The following is a 15,727-nucleotide window of genomic DNA, read 5'->3' on the forward strand; positions in this document are numbered from 1 at the left end:
ACCTGCGGAGCCATTTATGGGGAAGTACTCAAGAGGCTGAAGAGGCGCCCCTGCTAAGGGTGTAGGTCGCGTAAGCGGCGCGAGGGTTCAAATCCCTCCTTCTCCGCCAGAGATATTTATGTATGGCCCATTGGTCAAGCGGTTAAGACACCGCCCTTTCACGGCGGTAACACGGGTTCGAATCCCGTATGGGTCACTTTTAATAAAAAATTTAATATGGTCCGGTAGTTCAGTTGGTTAGAATGCCTGCCTGTCACGCAGGAGGTCGCGGGTTCGAGTCCCGTCCGGACCGCCATTTACATGCTTAAACAAGAACGAAACTAGGTTTCGTCTTTTTTTATTTTGCACAGCATATTTTGCTAGCAGATTTAAAATCATGTACACTATATATGAAAGATACCCTTAGGATGCATCCTAAGGTTTTTTTGATAATAATCAGTTGAGTTAGTTATTCCAATTTAAGAAAAATAATGGTGATCAATTATTATGAGTATATATGAGTTTATTTCGAAACATCCTGATGATACGATGGAATTTTCAAAACGTCTGGCCACCCTTCTGCAGCCCGGAGATGTCATCGCTCTTGAAGGCGATCTTGGCGCAGGGAAAACCACGTTTACGAAAGGATTGGCCATTGGGTTAGAAATTAATAGAAATGTTAACAGTCCTACTTTTACCATTATTAAGGAATATCAAGGCAGGCTTCCGTTATATCATATGGATGTTTACCGAGTAGAAGATTCCTTTGAAGATCTAGGATTTGATGAATACTTTGAAGGGGATGGGGTGACAGTTGTTGAATGGGCTCATTTAATAGAAAGTCAGTTGCCTGCTGAATTGTTGACGATTTCTCTTTTTCTAGGTGAGGATGGTTCCAGAAGATTTGTATTAGAACCAAAGGGTAAAAGATACGAGGAGTTATGTAAGGAGATATTAGGATGAAGGTGCTTTCTATTGATACATCTAATTATACGTTAGGTGTTGCGATATTGGATGGGGATCAAGTAAAAGGCGAATATATCACAAATCTAAAAAAGAATCACTCCATACGGGTCATGCCAGCTATTGAAGCTTTATTGCATGATTGTGATATAAAGCCAGCTGACCTTTCAAAAATTGTTGTAGCTAAAGGGCCAGGCTCTTACACAGGTGTTAGAATTGGCGTTACCATTGCGAAAACATTAGCTTGGACCCTTAACATCCCATTAGTGGGAATTTCAAGCCTAGAAGTTTCTGCTGCATCAGCTGGACGTTATTTCGAGGGTGCTATATCTCCACTATTCGATGCAAGAAGAGGACAAATCTATACAGGTCTCTACCAATTTGTTGATGGAAACATACATACTTTACAAAAAGATCAGCTTTTATTATCAACAGAATGGGCAGCAAAGCTAAAGGAACAGGAACGGAGAATTCTATTTATCGGTAATGATTTGCCGTTGCATCAGCCTATTCTGAAGGATCTTCTTGGAGACCAGGCTGTTTTTGCAGAAATCACGGAACAAAATCCCCGGCCGTCAGAGCTTGCTTTGCTAGGAAGAGATAAAGAAGGGGAGGATATACATTCCTTCGTTCCTAACTATATCCGTTTGGCAGAAGCGGAAACGAATTGGCTAAAGGCTAACAAAGAGAAAAAGTAATGATGAGGAAGAACATAATGACGAATTCTTTCACTTTTCGTTTTTTAAGTGAAAAAGATGTTAATGAGGTGTTGAAAATTGAACATGCCTCATTTACATTGCCGTGGACGGAAGAAGCTTTTAAAAACGAATTTAAACAAAACAAATTTGCCGTATATATCGGATTAGAGGATGAAGGAAGATTAATTGGCTACTGCGGGGTTTGGGTAATCGTTGATGAGGCGCATATTACAAATGTAGCCGTCTTGCCTGAATACCGAGGGTTGAAGCTTGGAGAAGCATTAATGAAGAAGATCATGGAGATATCCTCAGAAATGGGCGCTCGAACGATGACACTTGAAGTCCGTGTGACCAATTCTATTGCCCAGTCTTTGTACAGAAAGCTAGGCTTTCAGGATGGAGGCATTCGAAAAAGTTATTATACTGATAATCGAGAAGATGCATTAGTAATGTGGGTGAATTTATAATGAATAAAGATCAATATATTATGGGTATTGAAACAAGCTGTGATGAAACATCGGTAGCGATTGTCAAAAACGGCAGGGAAATTGCCTCAAATATTGTGGCATCACAGATAGAAAGTCATAAAAGGTTCGGAGGCGTTGTACCTGAAATTGCTTCGAGGCACCATGTGGAACAGATAACCATTGTTCTTGAGGAAGCATTAAAACAGGCAGAACTAAGCTTCGATGATTTGGATGCAATTGCAGTCACAGAAGGTCCAGGCCTTGTCGGTGCATTATTAGTGGGCGTAAACGCTGCAAAAGCGCTTGCCTTTGCTCATAATATCCCATTAGTGGGTGTGCATCATATTGCAGGTCATATTTATGCGAACCGCCTTGTTACAGAGCTAGAATTTCCGTTACTCTCCCTTGTTGTTTCTGGCGGACATACAGAGCTGGTTTTTATGAAAGAAAATGGCCACTTTGAGGTCATTGGTGAAACAAGGGATGATGCTGCTGGAGAGGCGTATGATAAAGTAGCTAGAACCTTGAATCTTCCTTATCCGGGTGGACCTCATATTGACCGGTTAGCACATGTTGGGGAAGCCACCATTAACTTACCGAGAGCGTGGCTGGATGAAGGGTCTTATGATTTTAGTTTTAGCGGATTAAAATCTGCAGTTATCAACACTGTCCACAATGCTGAACAGCGTGGGGAAAAGATTTCCCCAGAAGATCTGGCGGCAAGCTTTCAGGCAAGTGTGATTGATGTCCTTGTTACTAAAACGCTGAAAGCTGTAGAAGAATATAAGGTAAAACAAGTATTATTAGCAGGTGGGGTTGCGGCCAATAAGGGTTTGCGCTCAGTGTTACAGAAGGAATTTGACAAGCTGCCTGGGATTGAATTGGTCATCCCGCCACTACATTTATGTACGGATAATGCGGCAATGATCGCAGCTGCCGGGAGTATCCTATTTGAAAAAGGTGTGCGATCAACTATGGCATTAAATGCGAACCCAGGTCTTGAAATTACTATCCACAACTAATTCGAATATAAGAAAAACGTCCCAGTTACTACTTGGACGTTTTTTGTGGATAAAATGGCAATTGTTTAAATTTTATGTGTATAATGTGGATAAAAAGCCAATTAAATGTGGATAATGTGGAAAAGTCTGTGGAATCCCATTACTTCAGTTGTTTTTATGTGAATAATTTTGTGGATAAAAAAATACCAGGAGTAATAAACTCCTGGGTCAAATTTCAGCAAAAAAATTATTCTGCTACTCTGCTAGTACAGTCCACTCTTCAACTAATTCTTCTAATTTGGTCTTTGCCTCGTTATTTTCTTTCGTTATTTCCAAGACCCTTTCATGATCTTGATATATTTCGGGCTCACACAGAAGCTGTTCGAATTCAGCAATTTGCGCCTCCAATCCCCCGATAAGCTTTTCAACTTCTTCTAATCTTCTCTGTTTTTGTCTTTCTAACTTTTTTGCTTCCTTATCCATCTGATAGCTGCTTTTATCTTGATTTACGTGAGTAGGGAAGGAGGACTTTTCTGCAAGGTCCAAAGCTTTTAACTCTTCCTGTTCTTGCTTCTTCTCAACATAATAATCGTAATCGCCAAGAAACTCAGTTGCTCCATTTTCGTGAAGCTCAAGAACCTTTGTAGTAATTCGATTAATAAAATAGCGATCATGAGAAACAAACAGAATTGTTCCAGGATAATCGATTAAAGCATTTTCTAATATCTCTTTACTATCTAAATCGAGATGGTTTGTTGGCTCATCCAGTATTAAGAAATTGGCTTTTTGCATCATTAATTTTGCCAATGCTAGACGAGCCTTCTCTCCTCCGCTTAAAGTCGAGACGGTTTTTAGTACATCATCACCCGAAAAGAGGAAGTTTCCTAACACAGTTCGGATTTCCTTTTCTGGTGTAAGTGGATATTCATCCCAAAGTTCATTAAGTACACGTTTGTTCGAGGTGAGCTCAGCCTGTTCCTGATCATAATAGCCAATGGCTATGTTAGATCCGTAGTGTATACTTCCTGCAAGTGAAGGAAGTTTCTCAATAATCGTTTTTAAAAGTGTGGATTTGCCAATTCCATTGGGTCCCACAAGGGCTATACTTTCTCCACGAGTAATTCGGAAGGAAATATTTTTCGAAATCATTTCATCATTGTATCCTACAGCAACAGATTCCACCTTCAGCACTTCATTGCCTGTTTGCCTTTCAATTTGGAAACCGAAATTAGCAGACTTCTCATCCCCTAAAGGACGATCCATTAATTCCATTCTCTCCAGCTGTTTTCTGCGGCTCTGTGCCCTTTTGGTTGTGGAGGCCCGAGCCAGATTGCGTTGAATAAAGTCTTGCAGTTTAGCTACTTCTTCCTGCTGCTTTTCAAATTGCTTCAAGTCACGTTCATAGTTTGCCGCTTTTTGGTCAAGATAAGAGCTGTAGTTACCGATATATTTTTTGCTTTGATTTCTTGATAATTCATAGACTTGGGAGACGACTTTATCTAAAAAATATCGATCATGGGAAACGATTAAAATGGCCCCGTCATACGTTAGCAAATATTGCTCAAGCCAAGATAAAGTATCAATGTCTAGATGGTTGGTAGGCTCGTCCAAAATTAAAATATCAGGCTTCTTTAACAGCAGTTTTCCTAGAGCAAGCCTCGTTTTTTGCCCCCCGCTTAAAGTGGATATTTTCGTATCATAGCTAAAGGATTGAAAGTTCAGTCCATGAAGAACGGAGCGAATGTCTGATTCGTACTGATAACCGCCTTGTTCTTTAAATTGAACTTGCCGATCATCGTATTCTTTTAAGATGCGTTCATATTTTTCGGGATTAGCCATTGCTTGCGGATCAGACATTTCACCTTCGAGCTTCCGCAATTCCTTTTCAAGCTTTTGCAGATGCTCGAATACAGTTAACATTTCATCCCAAATGGATCTTTCTGACTCGAGTCCGGTATTTTGGGCAAGGTAGCCGATTTCCACTTCCTTAGGCTTAATAATGTCACCGGAATCATAGGACATTTGGCCAGCTATCATTTTTAAAAGCGTGGACTTGCCAGCCCCGTTGCGCCCCACAAGGGCAATTCTATCTCTAGTTTGTACTTCAAGCTTTATATTCGATAATATAACTTCAGCACCAAAGTTCTTTATTAATTGATTGACTTGTAATAAAATCATTTTTGTTCACCTCAAGCTTTATAGAATAAGTGTAACTCATTCATATTTGTTGGGCAATGTGTGTGAGGATGGACTTGAATTATTGTGAAGTGTTTTACACATTTGGCTAAAAATAGTGTATGATTTTGTTGTGAGGTGTTATTAATGTCTGATTTTACCCATTTTAATCAAGAAGGCAGAGCAAAGATGGTCGATATTAGCGAGAAATCTGTGACGGTCCGAACTGCGATTGCTCACTCAAGTATTACAGTTAATCAAGAAATATATGAAAAAATCACTTTGAATACAATGAAAAAAGGAGATGTCCTCGCCGTAGCACAAGTTGCGGGTGTGATGGCATGCAAGAAAACATGGGAAATTATTCCGATGTGTCATCCCATTCCTTTAACGGGAGTAGATATTTCCTACTCATGGAATGTCGATCAAGAAGAATATACACTGCTCATTGAAGCTACGGTCAAAACAAAGGGTCATACTGGAGTTGAAATGGAAGCGTTAACAGCAGCATCTGTATGTGCCTTAACAGTTTATGATATGTGTAAGGCTGTTGATAAAGGGATGGTCATTGGCAAAACCTATTTAGTAGAAAAGACAGGCGGAAAAAATGGGGATTTTAAAAGGGATTCCTTGTTATAATGTATTGTGTATTTAAAGAAGTAAAGCTGCTAACTGATAAAACATTTGTCATATGAGCAAACGTAAAGGTTTCTACGAGAGGAGATAAGATAATGGCGAATGAGTCATTAAAAATTCCACAAGCAACGGCCAAACGGCTTCCTTTATATTATCGATTCTTAAAAAATTTGCATGCTTCTGGGAAACAAAGAGTCTCTTCTGCAGAATTAAGTGAAGCGGTAAAAGTTGATTCTGCTACAATTCGGCGGGATTTTTCCTACTTTGGCGCTTTAGGGAAAAAAGGGTATGGCTATAATGTAAATTATTTGCTTACCTTTTTTCGGAAAACGTTAGATCAGGATGAATTAACGAAGGTAGCTCTTATTGGGGTTGGTAATTTAGGCACTGCCTTTTTAAACTATAATTTCCTCAAAAACAATAATACGAAAATTGAAGTAGCCTTTGATGTAGACGAAGGAAAAGTTGGCACATACATTGGGGATGTACCGATATTCCATATGAGTGATCTAGAAAAAGTAATCGAGGACGAACAAATTCAAGTTGTGATTTTAACTGTTCCTGCTCTTGCAGCCCAACCGATTGCTGACCGAATTGTTCAAGGCAGTGTAAAAGGAATTTTGAATTTTACTCCTGCACGTTTATCTGTGCCGTCCTCCATCAGAATTCATCATATCGATTTAGCTGTGGAGCTGCAGTCGCTTATCTACTTTCTTAAGCATTATCCACAAGAGGAAGAATAAGCTAAACAAAGAAAATGAGCATTTGTATAGTGCTCATTTTCTTTGTTTGTTATTGACGATTTTGAAATGAAAGGCAACCATCCGCAGGCCAGTACCTAAGTCAAGGGTTGCGATAATAATAAGAAAGTAAGTAAATATTCCCCAGCCATCGTTTCTTTGAATGCTTTGGATCGCGATATAGGTAAAGAGGATCCCAAGAATAATATAAATGATGCCTGATAACAATGGTGTCCTTCTCATAAAAATCCTCCAATAAAGCTTTGCATTTTTTCCACTTCTTTTATCCAGTTTTCAATATTTTCTCTGTTAAATTGGATAATGACGACAAGTGTATTCATGGCCACATGCGCAAAAATCGGCACTAGAATTCGCTTTGTTTTGACATATAGGAAAGCAAAAGTAAAGCCCATCGCTGAGTACAACAGAATATGTTCAAACTCAAAGTGAGCTAGAGCAAAAATAACAGAACTTATTAAGGCAGAAAGAAAAAAGTTTAGCCGCTTATGAAGCGTTCCGAAAATAACCTTTCGGAAGACAATTTCCTCTAGGATTGGCCCAATAATTGAGCTGATCACAACGACTATGGGTGAAGCTTGAATAAGCCTAATAATTTGCTGTGTGTTTTCCGATCCCATTTCAATTCCGATTAAATTTTCTATATTGGCGGCAATAGATTGCGCAAATAATGCAAGGAATACTCCGCCAATGGCCCAGGCTATGGAAGTACCTGCAGAAGTTGCATTTCTCATAGAAAGGCTTTCCTTCATTTCTTTTCGGAGGATTGCCAACGTAATAATTAATGTGATCGTAAAGCTAATGACAATCCAAGATGTGACAGCGATTGTTTCCATATCGGCCATGCTTTTCCCGGATAGTGTTCCCCAAAACGCAATGAACGGGACCCCGATTAAGCTCGATAATTGCATCCCTGTATAAGCAATAAGAATATACCAATACTCTTTTTTCAATATTTTATCTCCTTATCCATTGTGTATATCAATCCTCATTTTACCCGTAAAAAGGTCCAAGTTTCAAATTGTAGACATAAAAAGATGGTTTGCTGCGTGGATATTAAGGATAAACTAGCATTTGGCAATGACTGTAAAAATAATGTAGCCCACTTTAAATATTTTTTACAAAAAAATTGAGCTTCACTCTTGCAAATATGCAATAGATTCATTAATATAATAATTGTGTTAGCACTCAGCAGATGAGAGTGCTAATAAAAAAATTTACATATTTATTGAGGAGGTTGTTTCACTTGTTAAAGCCACTAGGTGATCGAATTATTATCGAGCTTGTTGAAACTGAAGAAAAAACTGCAAGCGGCATCGTTTTGCCGGACACTGCAAAAGAAAAGCCTCAAGAAGGCAATGTAGTTGCTGTTGGAACTGGACGCGTTCTTGAGAACGGTGAGCGTGTAGCTCTTGAAGTTGCTCAAGGCGACCGTATTATCTTCTCAAAATATGCTGGTACTGAAGTGAAGTACGAAGGCAAAGAATATTTAATTTTACGCGAAAACGACATTCTTGCTGTTATTGGCTAATCTAGCCATACAGCTTTACAATTTTATTTGGTTTGAACTGCCTATTTAACTATTTCGAGGAGGTTATTTATTATGGCAAAAGAGATTAAATTTAGTGAAGATGCACGCCGCGCAATGCTTCGCGGAGTAGACGCTCTTGCGGATGCAGTAAAAGTAACTCTTGGACCAAAAGGACGCAACGTGGTTCTTGAGAAAAAATTCGGTTCTCCGTTAATTACAAATGACGGTGTAACGATCGCGAAAGAAATCGAATTAGAAGATGCTTTCGAAAACATGGGTGCAAAGCTTGTTGCTGAAGTTGCAAGCAAAACAAACGATGTTGCTGGTGACGGTACAACAACTGCAACGGTTCTTGCTCAAGCAATGATCCGCGAAGGTCTTAAAAACGTAACAGCTGGTGCAAACCCAATGGGTATCCGTAAAGGAATCGAAAAAGCGGTTGCGACTGCTGTAGAAGAATTACAAGCAATCGCTAAGCCAATCGAAGGCAAAGAGTCTATTGCACAAGTTGCTGCTATTTCTTCTGATGATAAAGAGGTTGGTGCTCTTATCGCTGAAGCTATGGAGCGCGTTGGTAACGATGGAGTTATCACAATCGAAGAATCAAAAGGCTTCACAACTGAGCTTGATGTCGTAGAAGGTATGCAATTCGACCGTGGATACGCTTCTCCATACATGGTAACAGACTCAGACAAAATGGAAGCAATTCTTGATAATCCATATATCTTAATCACTGATAAAAAAATCACTAGCATTCAAGAAATCCTTCCAGTTCTTGAGCAAGTGGTTCAACAAGGCAAGCCATTATTGCTTGTTGCTGAAGATGTTGAAGGGGAAGCACTTGCTACATTAGTAGTGAATAAGCTTCGTGGAACATTCAATGCAGTAGCGGTTAAAGCTCCTGGCTTTGGTGATCGCCGTAAAGCAATGCTTGAAGACATCGCGATCCTAACTGGTGGTGAAGTCATCACTGAAGAATTAGGCCGTGACTTGAAATCTGCAACAATCGAATCTTTAGGACGCGCTTCTAAAGTAGTTGTAACGAAAGAAAACACAACTATCGTTGAAGGTGCAGGAGACAGCGCACAAATCGCTTCTCGTATAAACCAAATCCGTGTTCAATTAGAAGAAACTACTTCTGAATTCGATAAAGAAAAATTACAAGAGCGCTTAGCTAAATTAGCAGGTGGTGTGGCAGTTGTTAAAGTAGGTGCTGCTACAGAAACTGAATTGAAAGAGCGCAAGCTTCGCATTGAAGATGCTCTAAACGCAACTCGTGCAGCTGTTGAAGAAGGAATCGTATCTGGTGGTGGAGTAGCTCTACTTAATGTTTACAACAAAGTAGCTGCTCTACAAGAAGAAGGCGATATCCAAACAGGAATCAACATCGTATTACGCGCGATGGAAGAGCCTGTACGCACAATCGCTCAAAACGCTGGCCTAGAAGGTTCAGTTATCGTTGACCGCTTAAAGCGCGAAGAAGTTGGAATCGGCTTCAATGCTGCTACTGGCGAGTGGGTTAACATGATCGAAGCTGGTATCGTGGATCCTAAGAAAGTAACTCGTTCTGCTCTTCAAAACGCTGGTTCCGTAGCAGCTATGCTTCTAACTACTGAAGCTGTTATCGCTGACAAACCAGAACCAAACGCACCTGCAATGCCTGATATGGGCGGTATGGGTGGAATGGGCGGAATGATGTAATAACGCCTCACCAGAAAAAAGAAGCTTCTCATAAGTCATTAGACTTTTGAGAAGCTTTTTATTGGAAAATTTCCCTTTGGACATGTATGTCTCCATGGCTGTTGAATATGACTGTAAGATAAGATTACTCAGAAAGTCCCGAGCACCCGTCTTAATGGAAAATTAAAGCTTAGTTATTATGCTAATAAAGTATTTTGGGAAAATCGGGACACGTTCTATTGCCCCACTATATTAATAAGGCTGCGGAGAATAGACTCTCACGCGGCTTTTTGTTTTTTTATTATATTTCCTGATCGATTGCAACAAGGATTGTGGTTATCAATATTTTTTATTCTTAGCTAATAATTCGCACTACTCACTCAATTTCCGAACATTAATGATTTATTTTAAAAAAGTATTCGTGTTTTTATTGACGGTTGGATTTTCTGATGTTACTATGGGTTAGTATAAAATAAATGTTATTCTCGTATAATATTGGGGATGTGGCCCGAAAGTTTCTACCAAGCTACCGTGAATAGCTTGACTACGAGGTTGTGTATATAAGTATGGAAATAAACTCCATTATCTACCTTCCTAAAGTCAAGCACCGGTGTAAATCGGTGCTTTTTTATTTTTACACAAGCAGCAATTCAACATGATTAACTTAGGAGGATTATTTCAATGACAAAAAGCACAAAGAAAATTGTAATGATATTATTTATAGCTTTAATGACTGCAGTAATGGCAGCATGCGGAAATGACTCAGCTAATGACAATGAAGCTAAGTCTGGAAAAGGAGAAGAAGGATTAAAAATTGCCATAGTAACAAGCCCTTCAGGTGTTGATGATGCCAGCTTTAATGAAGATAATTATAAAGGTATTTTGAGCTTTATTGAAAAGCATCCAACAGCAACAGTAAAGGCTGTTAGAGAAGAAAGTGGCGATCCTGCAGCGTCTATACAAGCTGTTGCTGATATTGTGGCAGATTATGATGTTATTATCACACCTGGGTTTCAATTTGCTGGAGTTTCTAGTATTGCTGTAGAAAATCCTGATAAAATTTTTATTTTAAATGACTCAGAGCCTGCACCTGTAGGGGATCAAAAGGAATTCGATAATGTATATGCGATGAATTTCGCTGAACAAGAAAGTGGCTTTTTTGCAGGAATGGCTGCAGCACTTGAAACAAAATCGAATAAAGTAGCGGTTGTAAATGGGATAGCTTATCCTTCAAATGTAAATTATCAATTTGGCTTTGAATCTGGTGTAAATTATGTAAATGCAGTATATGGAAAAAATGTTGAAATGGTTGAATTATCAGGTTATGCTGGGACGGATGTAACTGGTGCCGATGTGGGTGGTAACTACGCAGGATCTTTTGCAGATGAAGCAACTGGTAAAGTTATTGGAAATGCGTTAATGAAACAAGGTGTAGATATCATTTTTGTTGCTGCAGGTGGTACTGGTAATGGGGTATTCACAGCAGTTAAGGAAGCTAAAGGCGATATTAAAGTCATTGGTGTGGATGTTGACCAATTTGATGAAGGTGTAAATGGTTCTGAAAATATCGTATTAACATCTGCGGTAAAGTTCATGGCTATGAATATTGAAAAGGTATTAAATTCTGTTGCTGACGGAAGCTTTAAAGGTGGAAATGTCGTTCTTTATGCAGATACAGATTCAACTGGTTTTATAAAAGAAGAAGGCCGTCATCAATTATCAGAGGATGCACTTAGTAAAATGAATGAAGCTTACAAGTTAGTTCAAGAAGGTAAAATTGTACCTGCATCTAATTTTAATGGCCATACTCCAGAAAAGTTTCCAGGGTTATAACATTAAATAGAAAAAAGTAATGAAATGAACCATTAGAAGTTTATCATTTCCTAATTTAAGTAAAACTAGGGAATGATGAACTTCTTTTAAATTATTTTTCCTGAAAAAGGAGACGAAAGATGTCTGATTATATTGTAGAAATGAAACATATAACCAAACGATTTCCTGGAATAGTAGCGAATGATGATGTATCCATTGGTATTAAAAAAGGAGAAATTTTTGCCTTGCTTGGAGAAAATGGTGCAGGTAAATCAACTCTGATGAGTATTTTGAGTGGAATGTATGAACCGGATGAAGGAGAAATTTATATTCGGGGAGATAAAGTACAAATTAGTTCACCGAACCATGCGGCAAAGCTGAACATTGGAATGGTCCATCAGCATTTTAAGTTAGTCCCTGATTATACGATTACAGAGAATATCATATTAGGTGTAGAGCCTATGAAAAAATTCGCAGGTCTCTTTCCATACGTAGATATTCGAAATGCCAATCGTAAAATTGAAGAACTGTCTAAAAAATTTGGTTTAGAAGTGGACCCTACGAAAAGGATAGCTGATCTTACTGTTTCGATGCAGCAACGGGTAGAAATTTTGAAGGTGCTTTATCGTGAAGCAGAAATCCTTATTTTTGATGAACCAACTGCAGTCTTAACGCCACAAGAAATTGATTACTTGCTCGGTATTATCGAAGGCTTAAGGAACGGTGGAAAAACAATCATATTAATTACACATAAGCTAGAAGAAATTAAGAAAGTGGCCAATCGATGTGCTGTATTGAACAAAGGTAAATTAATTGATGTGTTGGATGTAAAGACAACATCGGTTAATCTTATGGCTCAATTAATGGTAGGTAGAGAGGTTAGTTTTGAATCTGAAAAAGTACCAGCTCAGTTTAAAGAGGAAGTATTGAAGGTAGAACATCTAACTGTTAAAAATGAAGATGGATTTGAAGTAGTGAAAGATGTATCCTTTACCATCCGCAGCGGCGAAATATTTGCAATTGCTGGAGTCGCAGATAATGGTCAAGTTGAAATAGCGGATGCCATTGCTGGATTAACAAAGGTTAGCGGTGGGAAAATACTCCTCGAGGGTAAGGACATTACGAGTGAAAGTATAAGAAACAGAACAGAAACGGGAATATCTTATATACCTGAAGATAGACAAAGCTTTGGACTATTTTTGGATTTTGATTTATCAACTAATTTAGCATTAAAGCAGTACTATAGGGAGCCCTTTTCTAGTAAGGGAATCTTAAATAAAGAGGAATTTGAGCAATTTGGCAGTCATTTGATTGATAAATATGATATTAGAAGTGGACAAGGTATTAAGACGCAAGTTCGTTCGATGAGTGGCGGTAATCAGCAAAAAGCCATTATTGCTCGCGAAATCGAGTTACAATCGCCGCTTATGATTTTCGTTCAGCCAACACGGGGAGTAGATATTGGGGCGATTGAAAATATTCATAAAATGATGATTCAAGAACGAGATAAAGGAAAAGCGATCTTACTTATTTCATTAGAATTAGATGAAATTATGAATGTAGCGGATACCATTGGAGTTATATATAATGGCCAACTTCAAAAAATTGCTAGCAGTGAATCCTTAACAACGAATGAAGTCGGCGAATATATGATGGGGGCAAAGCATGAGTAAAGATAAAAGGAAAAAAAACTTAAGTGATAGTCTTATTCGACCAATAAGAAATGAGAAATGGCAGCCTATCACCATTCCATTAATATCCATAATCATAAGTTTTATAGCTGCGGCTGTTGTTATCCTATTAATTGGCAAAAATCCCTTACAGGCATTTTATAACTTATTCCAAGGGGCAGGAATCTTGCCTAAGCCTTCTTATGCTGGCTATAAGAGCATGTTAACTGACTTTTTGATTTTGCTAAATGCCATGACCCCACTTGTGTTTGCAAGCTTGGCAGTTGCTGTTGCTTTTAAAGCGGGTCTATTTAATATTGGGGTTTCCGGTCAAATGCTCGTCTCTGGTTTTATAGCGACGATTATAGTTGGTTATAGTGGTTTAGATGCCATAATCGCAAAGCCGCTTGTTTTGATAATCGGATTTGTCGCTGGAGGATTAATAGGAGGATTAGTAGGGTGGTTAAAATATAAATTTAACATTAATGAAGTCGTATCTACGATTATGTTAAATTATACTGCCCAATATGTCATCAGCTTTTTTATTCAGATGTACTATATAGATCCTGTTTCAAGACAATCTAAATATATTTCAGAAGCAGCAAGATTAACTTTAGTAAATGTAGAAATAGCCAACTTGAAAATGGATATTCCATTGGGCTTTATATTAGCCATCATTACCGCTATTTTAGTAAAGTTTGTCATGGACAAAACAGTAGTTGGTTTTGAACTTAAAGCGGTAGGTTCCAACCGTAATGCAGCAAAATACTCAGGAATTAATGTTGGAAGAAATACAGTCTTAGCCATGGTTATATCAGGAGGCTTGGCTGGTCTTGCAGGTGTCACTTATTATTTAGGTTATTTTTCTTCCATACAGCCAAAAGTATTATCAAGTATCGGTTTTGATTCAATTGCTGTATCACTATTAGGAAACTCCCATCCAATTGGTGTTATTTTTTCATCATTTTTAGTATCAATTATCGATCAAGGAAGCACGTATATGAGTTCACAGTCTGGAATTAGACAAGAAATTTCTTCTGTTATCATTGGGTTAATCCTATTGATTAGTGCATGTGGTGAATACATGAAATATAAAGTCAGACGCCTGAAGGAAAAAGAAGTGGATCGAAAGGAGCGTGAATCCTAATGGATACAATAATTATTGATGGATTATCCTTTGCTCTGCCTCTTTTTATTTTGGCAATAGGCGGAATATATAGTGAAAAGAGCGGTATTATCAATTTAGCACTTGAGGGCTTTCAAGGTTTTGGAGCATTCATCGGAGCGCTGTCAGCTATTTTAATCGCAAATGCTACCGGTACAGATATTCAAGGTCTATTTTATGTGGCGTTACTATTTGCGATGATTGGCGGGATGACTTTTTCCATTATTCATGCTGTGCTATGTATTAAGTTTAAAGCCAATCAAGTGATCAGTGGTGTCGTGATAAATATTTTAGCGTTAGCATTAACGACTTTCTTAACGACACAAATAAATGCACTTGTATTTGGAGCGGCTTCGGACAAGTTTCGATTAGGTGTATCGGAGCGGTTTACGATTGAAGGTTTAGGCAATATCCCAGTGATTGGTGCGGTCTTTACGAATATGTATCCGTTCGAAGTGATTATCGTAGTGATTGCTATTTTTGCTTGGTATCTTTTATATAAAACTAAATTTGGCATGCGCCTAAGAGCGAGCGGGGAAAATCCTCAATCAGTTGATGCAGCAGGTGTAAATGTATCGAAAATTAGGTTTTCTGCGGTTCTAATATCGGGTCTATTATCAGGTCTAGGCGGCATTTGTTTTGCCTATTCCATTTCAGCTAACTTTTCTTCAAATATTTATATGGGATATGGATTCTTAGCCATTGCTGCATTAATTTTTGGTAATTGGAGGATTCTCCCTACTTTAGCTGCTTGTCTATTATTTGGTTTTGCAAAATCTGGTGGAGCATATATTGCTCAGTCAATGGCATTACCAAGTAGTTTCACCGATTTATTCATGATTTTACCGTATGTATTAACGTTATTGTTATTAATCTTTTTCTCTAAATCAAATCGCGCTCCGAGAGCATTAGGTGAAATTTATGATAAAGGAAAGAGATAGATAAATTTTATAAGCATCTCAGAGAAGGTCTTTCATAAGTTTACTGAACTGGTGGGAGGCCTTTTTTTATATAGTTGCAGTCAAATGAGCATAAATGTTCATTGTTTTGTTGTATTAATGTCCTTATGCTCTGCTTGTTGATTCTCCTTGGTATGAACAGATCTGTTATAAAACAAGGATCGTTTTCTCTTCATGGGGTGACCGATTGGAAGATCGTACCTCAATCTTAGTCTTTTCTATTGGTTGAAATT

15 protein-coding genes, 3 tRNA genes and 1 riboswitch are annotated in these 15,727 nt (G+C 38.3%); of the genes, 15 read left to right on the plus strand and 3 right to left on the minus strand.

The window, feature by feature from the left end; translation table 11 throughout:
• Positions 1-18: 18 nt before the first annotated feature.
• From V7149_RS13685 to tsaD, 7 genes are all read left to right on the plus strand, one after another.
• A tRNA-Ser gene (locus tag V7149_RS13685) sits at positions 19-109 on the plus strand.
• A 15-nt stretch (positions 110-124) separates the two neighbouring features.
• A tRNA-Glu gene (locus tag V7149_RS13690) sits at positions 125-196 on the plus strand.
• A 22-nt stretch (positions 197-218) separates the two neighbouring features.
• Positions 219-295: transfer RNA gene (locus V7149_RS13695), tRNA-Asp, on the plus strand.
• Positions 296-486: 191 nt separating this feature from the next.
• Positions 487-942, plus strand: a complete 456-nt coding sequence (gene tsaE, locus V7149_RS13700) for a tRNA (adenosine(37)-N6)-threonylcarbamoyltransferase complex ATPase subunit type 1 TsaE (RefSeq protein ID WP_335346179.1) — start codon at positions 487-489, stop codon at positions 940-942.
• Positions 939-1,640, plus strand: a complete 702-nt coding sequence (tsaB, locus tag V7149_RS13705; protein ID WP_335346180.1) for a tRNA (adenosine(37)-N6)-threonylcarbamoyltransferase complex dimerization subunit type 1 TsaB — start codon at positions 939-941, stop codon at positions 1,638-1,640. Before tsaE ends, tsaB begins: the two co-directional genes overlap by 4 nt.
• A gap of 17 nt (positions 1,641-1,657) precedes the next feature.
• On the plus strand, positions 1,658-2,107 hold the full coding sequence (gene rimI, locus V7149_RS13710) for a ribosomal protein S18-alanine N-acetyltransferase (RefSeq protein WP_335346181.1): 450 nt from the start codon (positions 1,658-1,660) through the stop codon (positions 2,105-2,107).
• Entirely contained in the window at positions 2,107-3,129 is a 1,023-nt protein-coding gene (gene tsaD / locus V7149_RS13715; protein ID WP_335346182.1) for a tRNA (adenosine(37)-N6)-threonylcarbamoyltransferase complex transferase subunit TsaD, read from the plus strand. Before rimI ends, tsaD begins: the two co-directional genes overlap by 1 nt.
• A gap of 234 nt (positions 3,130-3,363) precedes the next feature.
• Here the strand turns inward: tsaD and V7149_RS13720 are convergent, their stop codons facing one another.
• Positions 3,364-5,286 carry an ABC-F family ATP-binding cassette domain-containing protein gene (locus tag V7149_RS13720; RefSeq protein WP_335346183.1) on the minus strand — a complete coding sequence of 641 codons (1,923 nt, stop codon included), beginning with the start codon at positions 5,284-5,286 and terminating at the stop codon, positions 3,364-3,366.
• A 144-nt stretch (positions 5,287-5,430) separates the two neighbouring features.
• Here V7149_RS13720 and moaC point away from each other — a divergent pair, with 144 nt between their 5' ends.
• Both moaC and V7149_RS13730 read left to right on the plus strand, forming a co-directional pair.
• A complete protein-coding gene (gene moaC, locus V7149_RS13725; RefSeq protein ID WP_335346184.1) occupies positions 5,431-5,922 on the plus strand; it encodes a cyclic pyranopterin monophosphate synthase MoaC in 492 nt (163 codons plus the stop codon).
• A gap of 92 nt (positions 5,923-6,014) precedes the next feature.
• On the plus strand, positions 6,015-6,662 hold the full coding sequence (locus V7149_RS13730) for a redox-sensing transcriptional repressor Rex (RefSeq protein ID WP_335346185.1): 648 nt from the start codon (positions 6,015-6,017) through the stop codon (positions 6,660-6,662).
• A 33-nt stretch (positions 6,663-6,695) separates the two neighbouring features.
• On the opposite strand, the gene V7149_RS13735 is transcribed toward V7149_RS13730, so the two are convergent.
• Complete coding sequence (locus tag V7149_RS13735; RefSeq protein WP_335346186.1) at positions 6,696-6,902, minus strand: YdiK family protein; 207 nt, start codon at positions 6,900-6,902, stop codon at positions 6,696-6,698.
• Positions 6,899-7,630 carry a CPBP family intramembrane glutamic endopeptidase gene (locus V7149_RS13740; protein WP_335346187.1) on the minus strand — a complete coding sequence of 244 codons (732 nt, stop codon included), beginning with the start codon at positions 7,628-7,630 and terminating at the stop codon, positions 6,899-6,901. Before V7149_RS13740 ends, V7149_RS13735 begins: the two co-directional genes overlap by 4 nt.
• Positions 7,631-7,923: 293 nt before the next feature.
• Between V7149_RS13740 and groES the strand changes: the two genes are divergently transcribed.
• The 6 genes from groES (at position 7,924) to V7149_RS13770 (ending at position 15,476) form a co-directional block, all read left to right on the plus strand.
• Positions 7,924-8,208, plus strand: a complete 285-nt coding sequence (groES, locus tag V7149_RS13745) for a co-chaperone GroES (protein WP_315667217.1) — start codon at positions 7,924-7,926, stop codon at positions 8,206-8,208.
• 72 nt (positions 8,209-8,280) lie between these two features.
• Positions 8,281-9,909, plus strand: coding sequence for a chaperonin GroEL (gene groL, locus V7149_RS13750; protein ID WP_335346188.1), 1,629 nt, complete (start codon positions 8,281-8,283; stop codon positions 9,907-9,909).
• A 444-nt stretch (positions 9,910-10,353) separates the two neighbouring features.
• Positions 10,354-10,455: riboswitch (purine riboswitch) on the plus strand.
• A gap of 114 nt (positions 10,456-10,569) precedes the next feature.
• Positions 10,570-11,721: a BMP family lipoprotein gene (locus tag V7149_RS13755; RefSeq protein ID WP_335346189.1), complete on the plus strand. Its 1,152-nt coding sequence runs from the start codon at positions 10,570-10,572 to the stop codon at positions 11,719-11,721.
• 119 nt (positions 11,722-11,840) lie between these two features.
• Positions 11,841-13,373: an ABC transporter ATP-binding protein gene (locus V7149_RS13760; RefSeq protein WP_335346190.1), complete on the plus strand. Its 1,533-nt coding sequence runs from the start codon at positions 11,841-11,843 to the stop codon at positions 13,371-13,373.
• Complete coding sequence (locus V7149_RS13765; protein WP_335346191.1) at positions 13,366-14,517, plus strand: ABC transporter permease; 1,152 nt, start codon at positions 13,366-13,368, stop codon at positions 14,515-14,517. The genes V7149_RS13760 and V7149_RS13765 overlap by 8 nt, the downstream gene beginning before the upstream one ends.
• On the plus strand, positions 14,517-15,476 hold the full coding sequence (locus V7149_RS13770) for an ABC transporter permease (RefSeq protein WP_335346192.1): 960 nt from the start codon (positions 14,517-14,519) through the stop codon (positions 15,474-15,476). The genes V7149_RS13765 and V7149_RS13770 overlap by 1 nt, the downstream gene beginning before the upstream one ends.
• Positions 15,477-15,727 lie beyond the last annotated feature (251 nt).

Origin of the sequence: Bacillus sp. JJ1503 (genome assembly GCF_036965125.1) — a bacterium.
In the GTDB taxonomy this organism is placed as follows: Bacteria; Bacillota; Bacilli; order Bacillales; family Cytobacillaceae; genus Cytobacillus.

Excerpts from the sequence above, each read along its gene's own strand:
- tsaE (WP_335346179.1), top strand. The coding sequence starts at position 487 with ATGAGTATATATGAGTTTATTTCGAAACATCCTGATGATACGATGGAA.
- tsaB (WP_335346180.1), top strand. The coding sequence starts at position 939 with ATGAAGGTGCTTTCTATTGATACATCTAATTATACGTTAGGTGTTGCG.
- rimI (WP_335346181.1), top strand. The coding sequence starts at position 1,658 with ATGACGAATTCTTTCACTTTTCGTTTTTTAAGTGAAAAAGATGTTAAT.
- tsaD (WP_335346182.1), top strand. The coding sequence starts at position 2,107 with ATGAATAAAGATCAATATATTATGGGTATTGAAACAAGCTGTGATGAA.
- V7149_RS13720 (WP_335346183.1), bottom strand. The coding sequence starts at position 5,286 with ATGATTTTATTACAAGTCAATCAATTAATAAAGAACTTTGGTGCTGAA.
- moaC (WP_335346184.1), top strand. The coding sequence starts at position 5,431 with ATGTCTGATTTTACCCATTTTAATCAAGAAGGCAGAGCAAAGATGGTC.
- V7149_RS13730 (WP_335346185.1), top strand. The coding sequence starts at position 6,015 with ATGGCGAATGAGTCATTAAAAATTCCACAAGCAACGGCCAAACGGCTT.
- V7149_RS13735 (WP_335346186.1), bottom strand. The coding sequence starts at position 6,902 with ATGAGAAGGACACCATTGTTATCAGGCATCATTTATATTATTCTTGGG.
- groL (WP_335346188.1), top strand. The coding sequence starts at position 8,281 with ATGGCAAAAGAGATTAAATTTAGTGAAGATGCACGCCGCGCAATGCTT.
- V7149_RS13755 (WP_335346189.1), top strand. The coding sequence starts at position 10,570 with ATGACAAAAAGCACAAAGAAAATTGTAATGATATTATTTATAGCTTTA.
- V7149_RS13760 (WP_335346190.1), top strand. The coding sequence starts at position 11,841 with ATGTCTGATTATATTGTAGAAATGAAACATATAACCAAACGATTTCCT.
- V7149_RS13765 (WP_335346191.1), top strand. The coding sequence starts at position 13,366 with ATGAGTAAAGATAAAAGGAAAAAAAACTTAAGTGATAGTCTTATTCGA.
- V7149_RS13770 (WP_335346192.1), top strand. The coding sequence starts at position 14,517 with ATGGATACAATAATTATTGATGGATTATCCTTTGCTCTGCCTCTTTTT.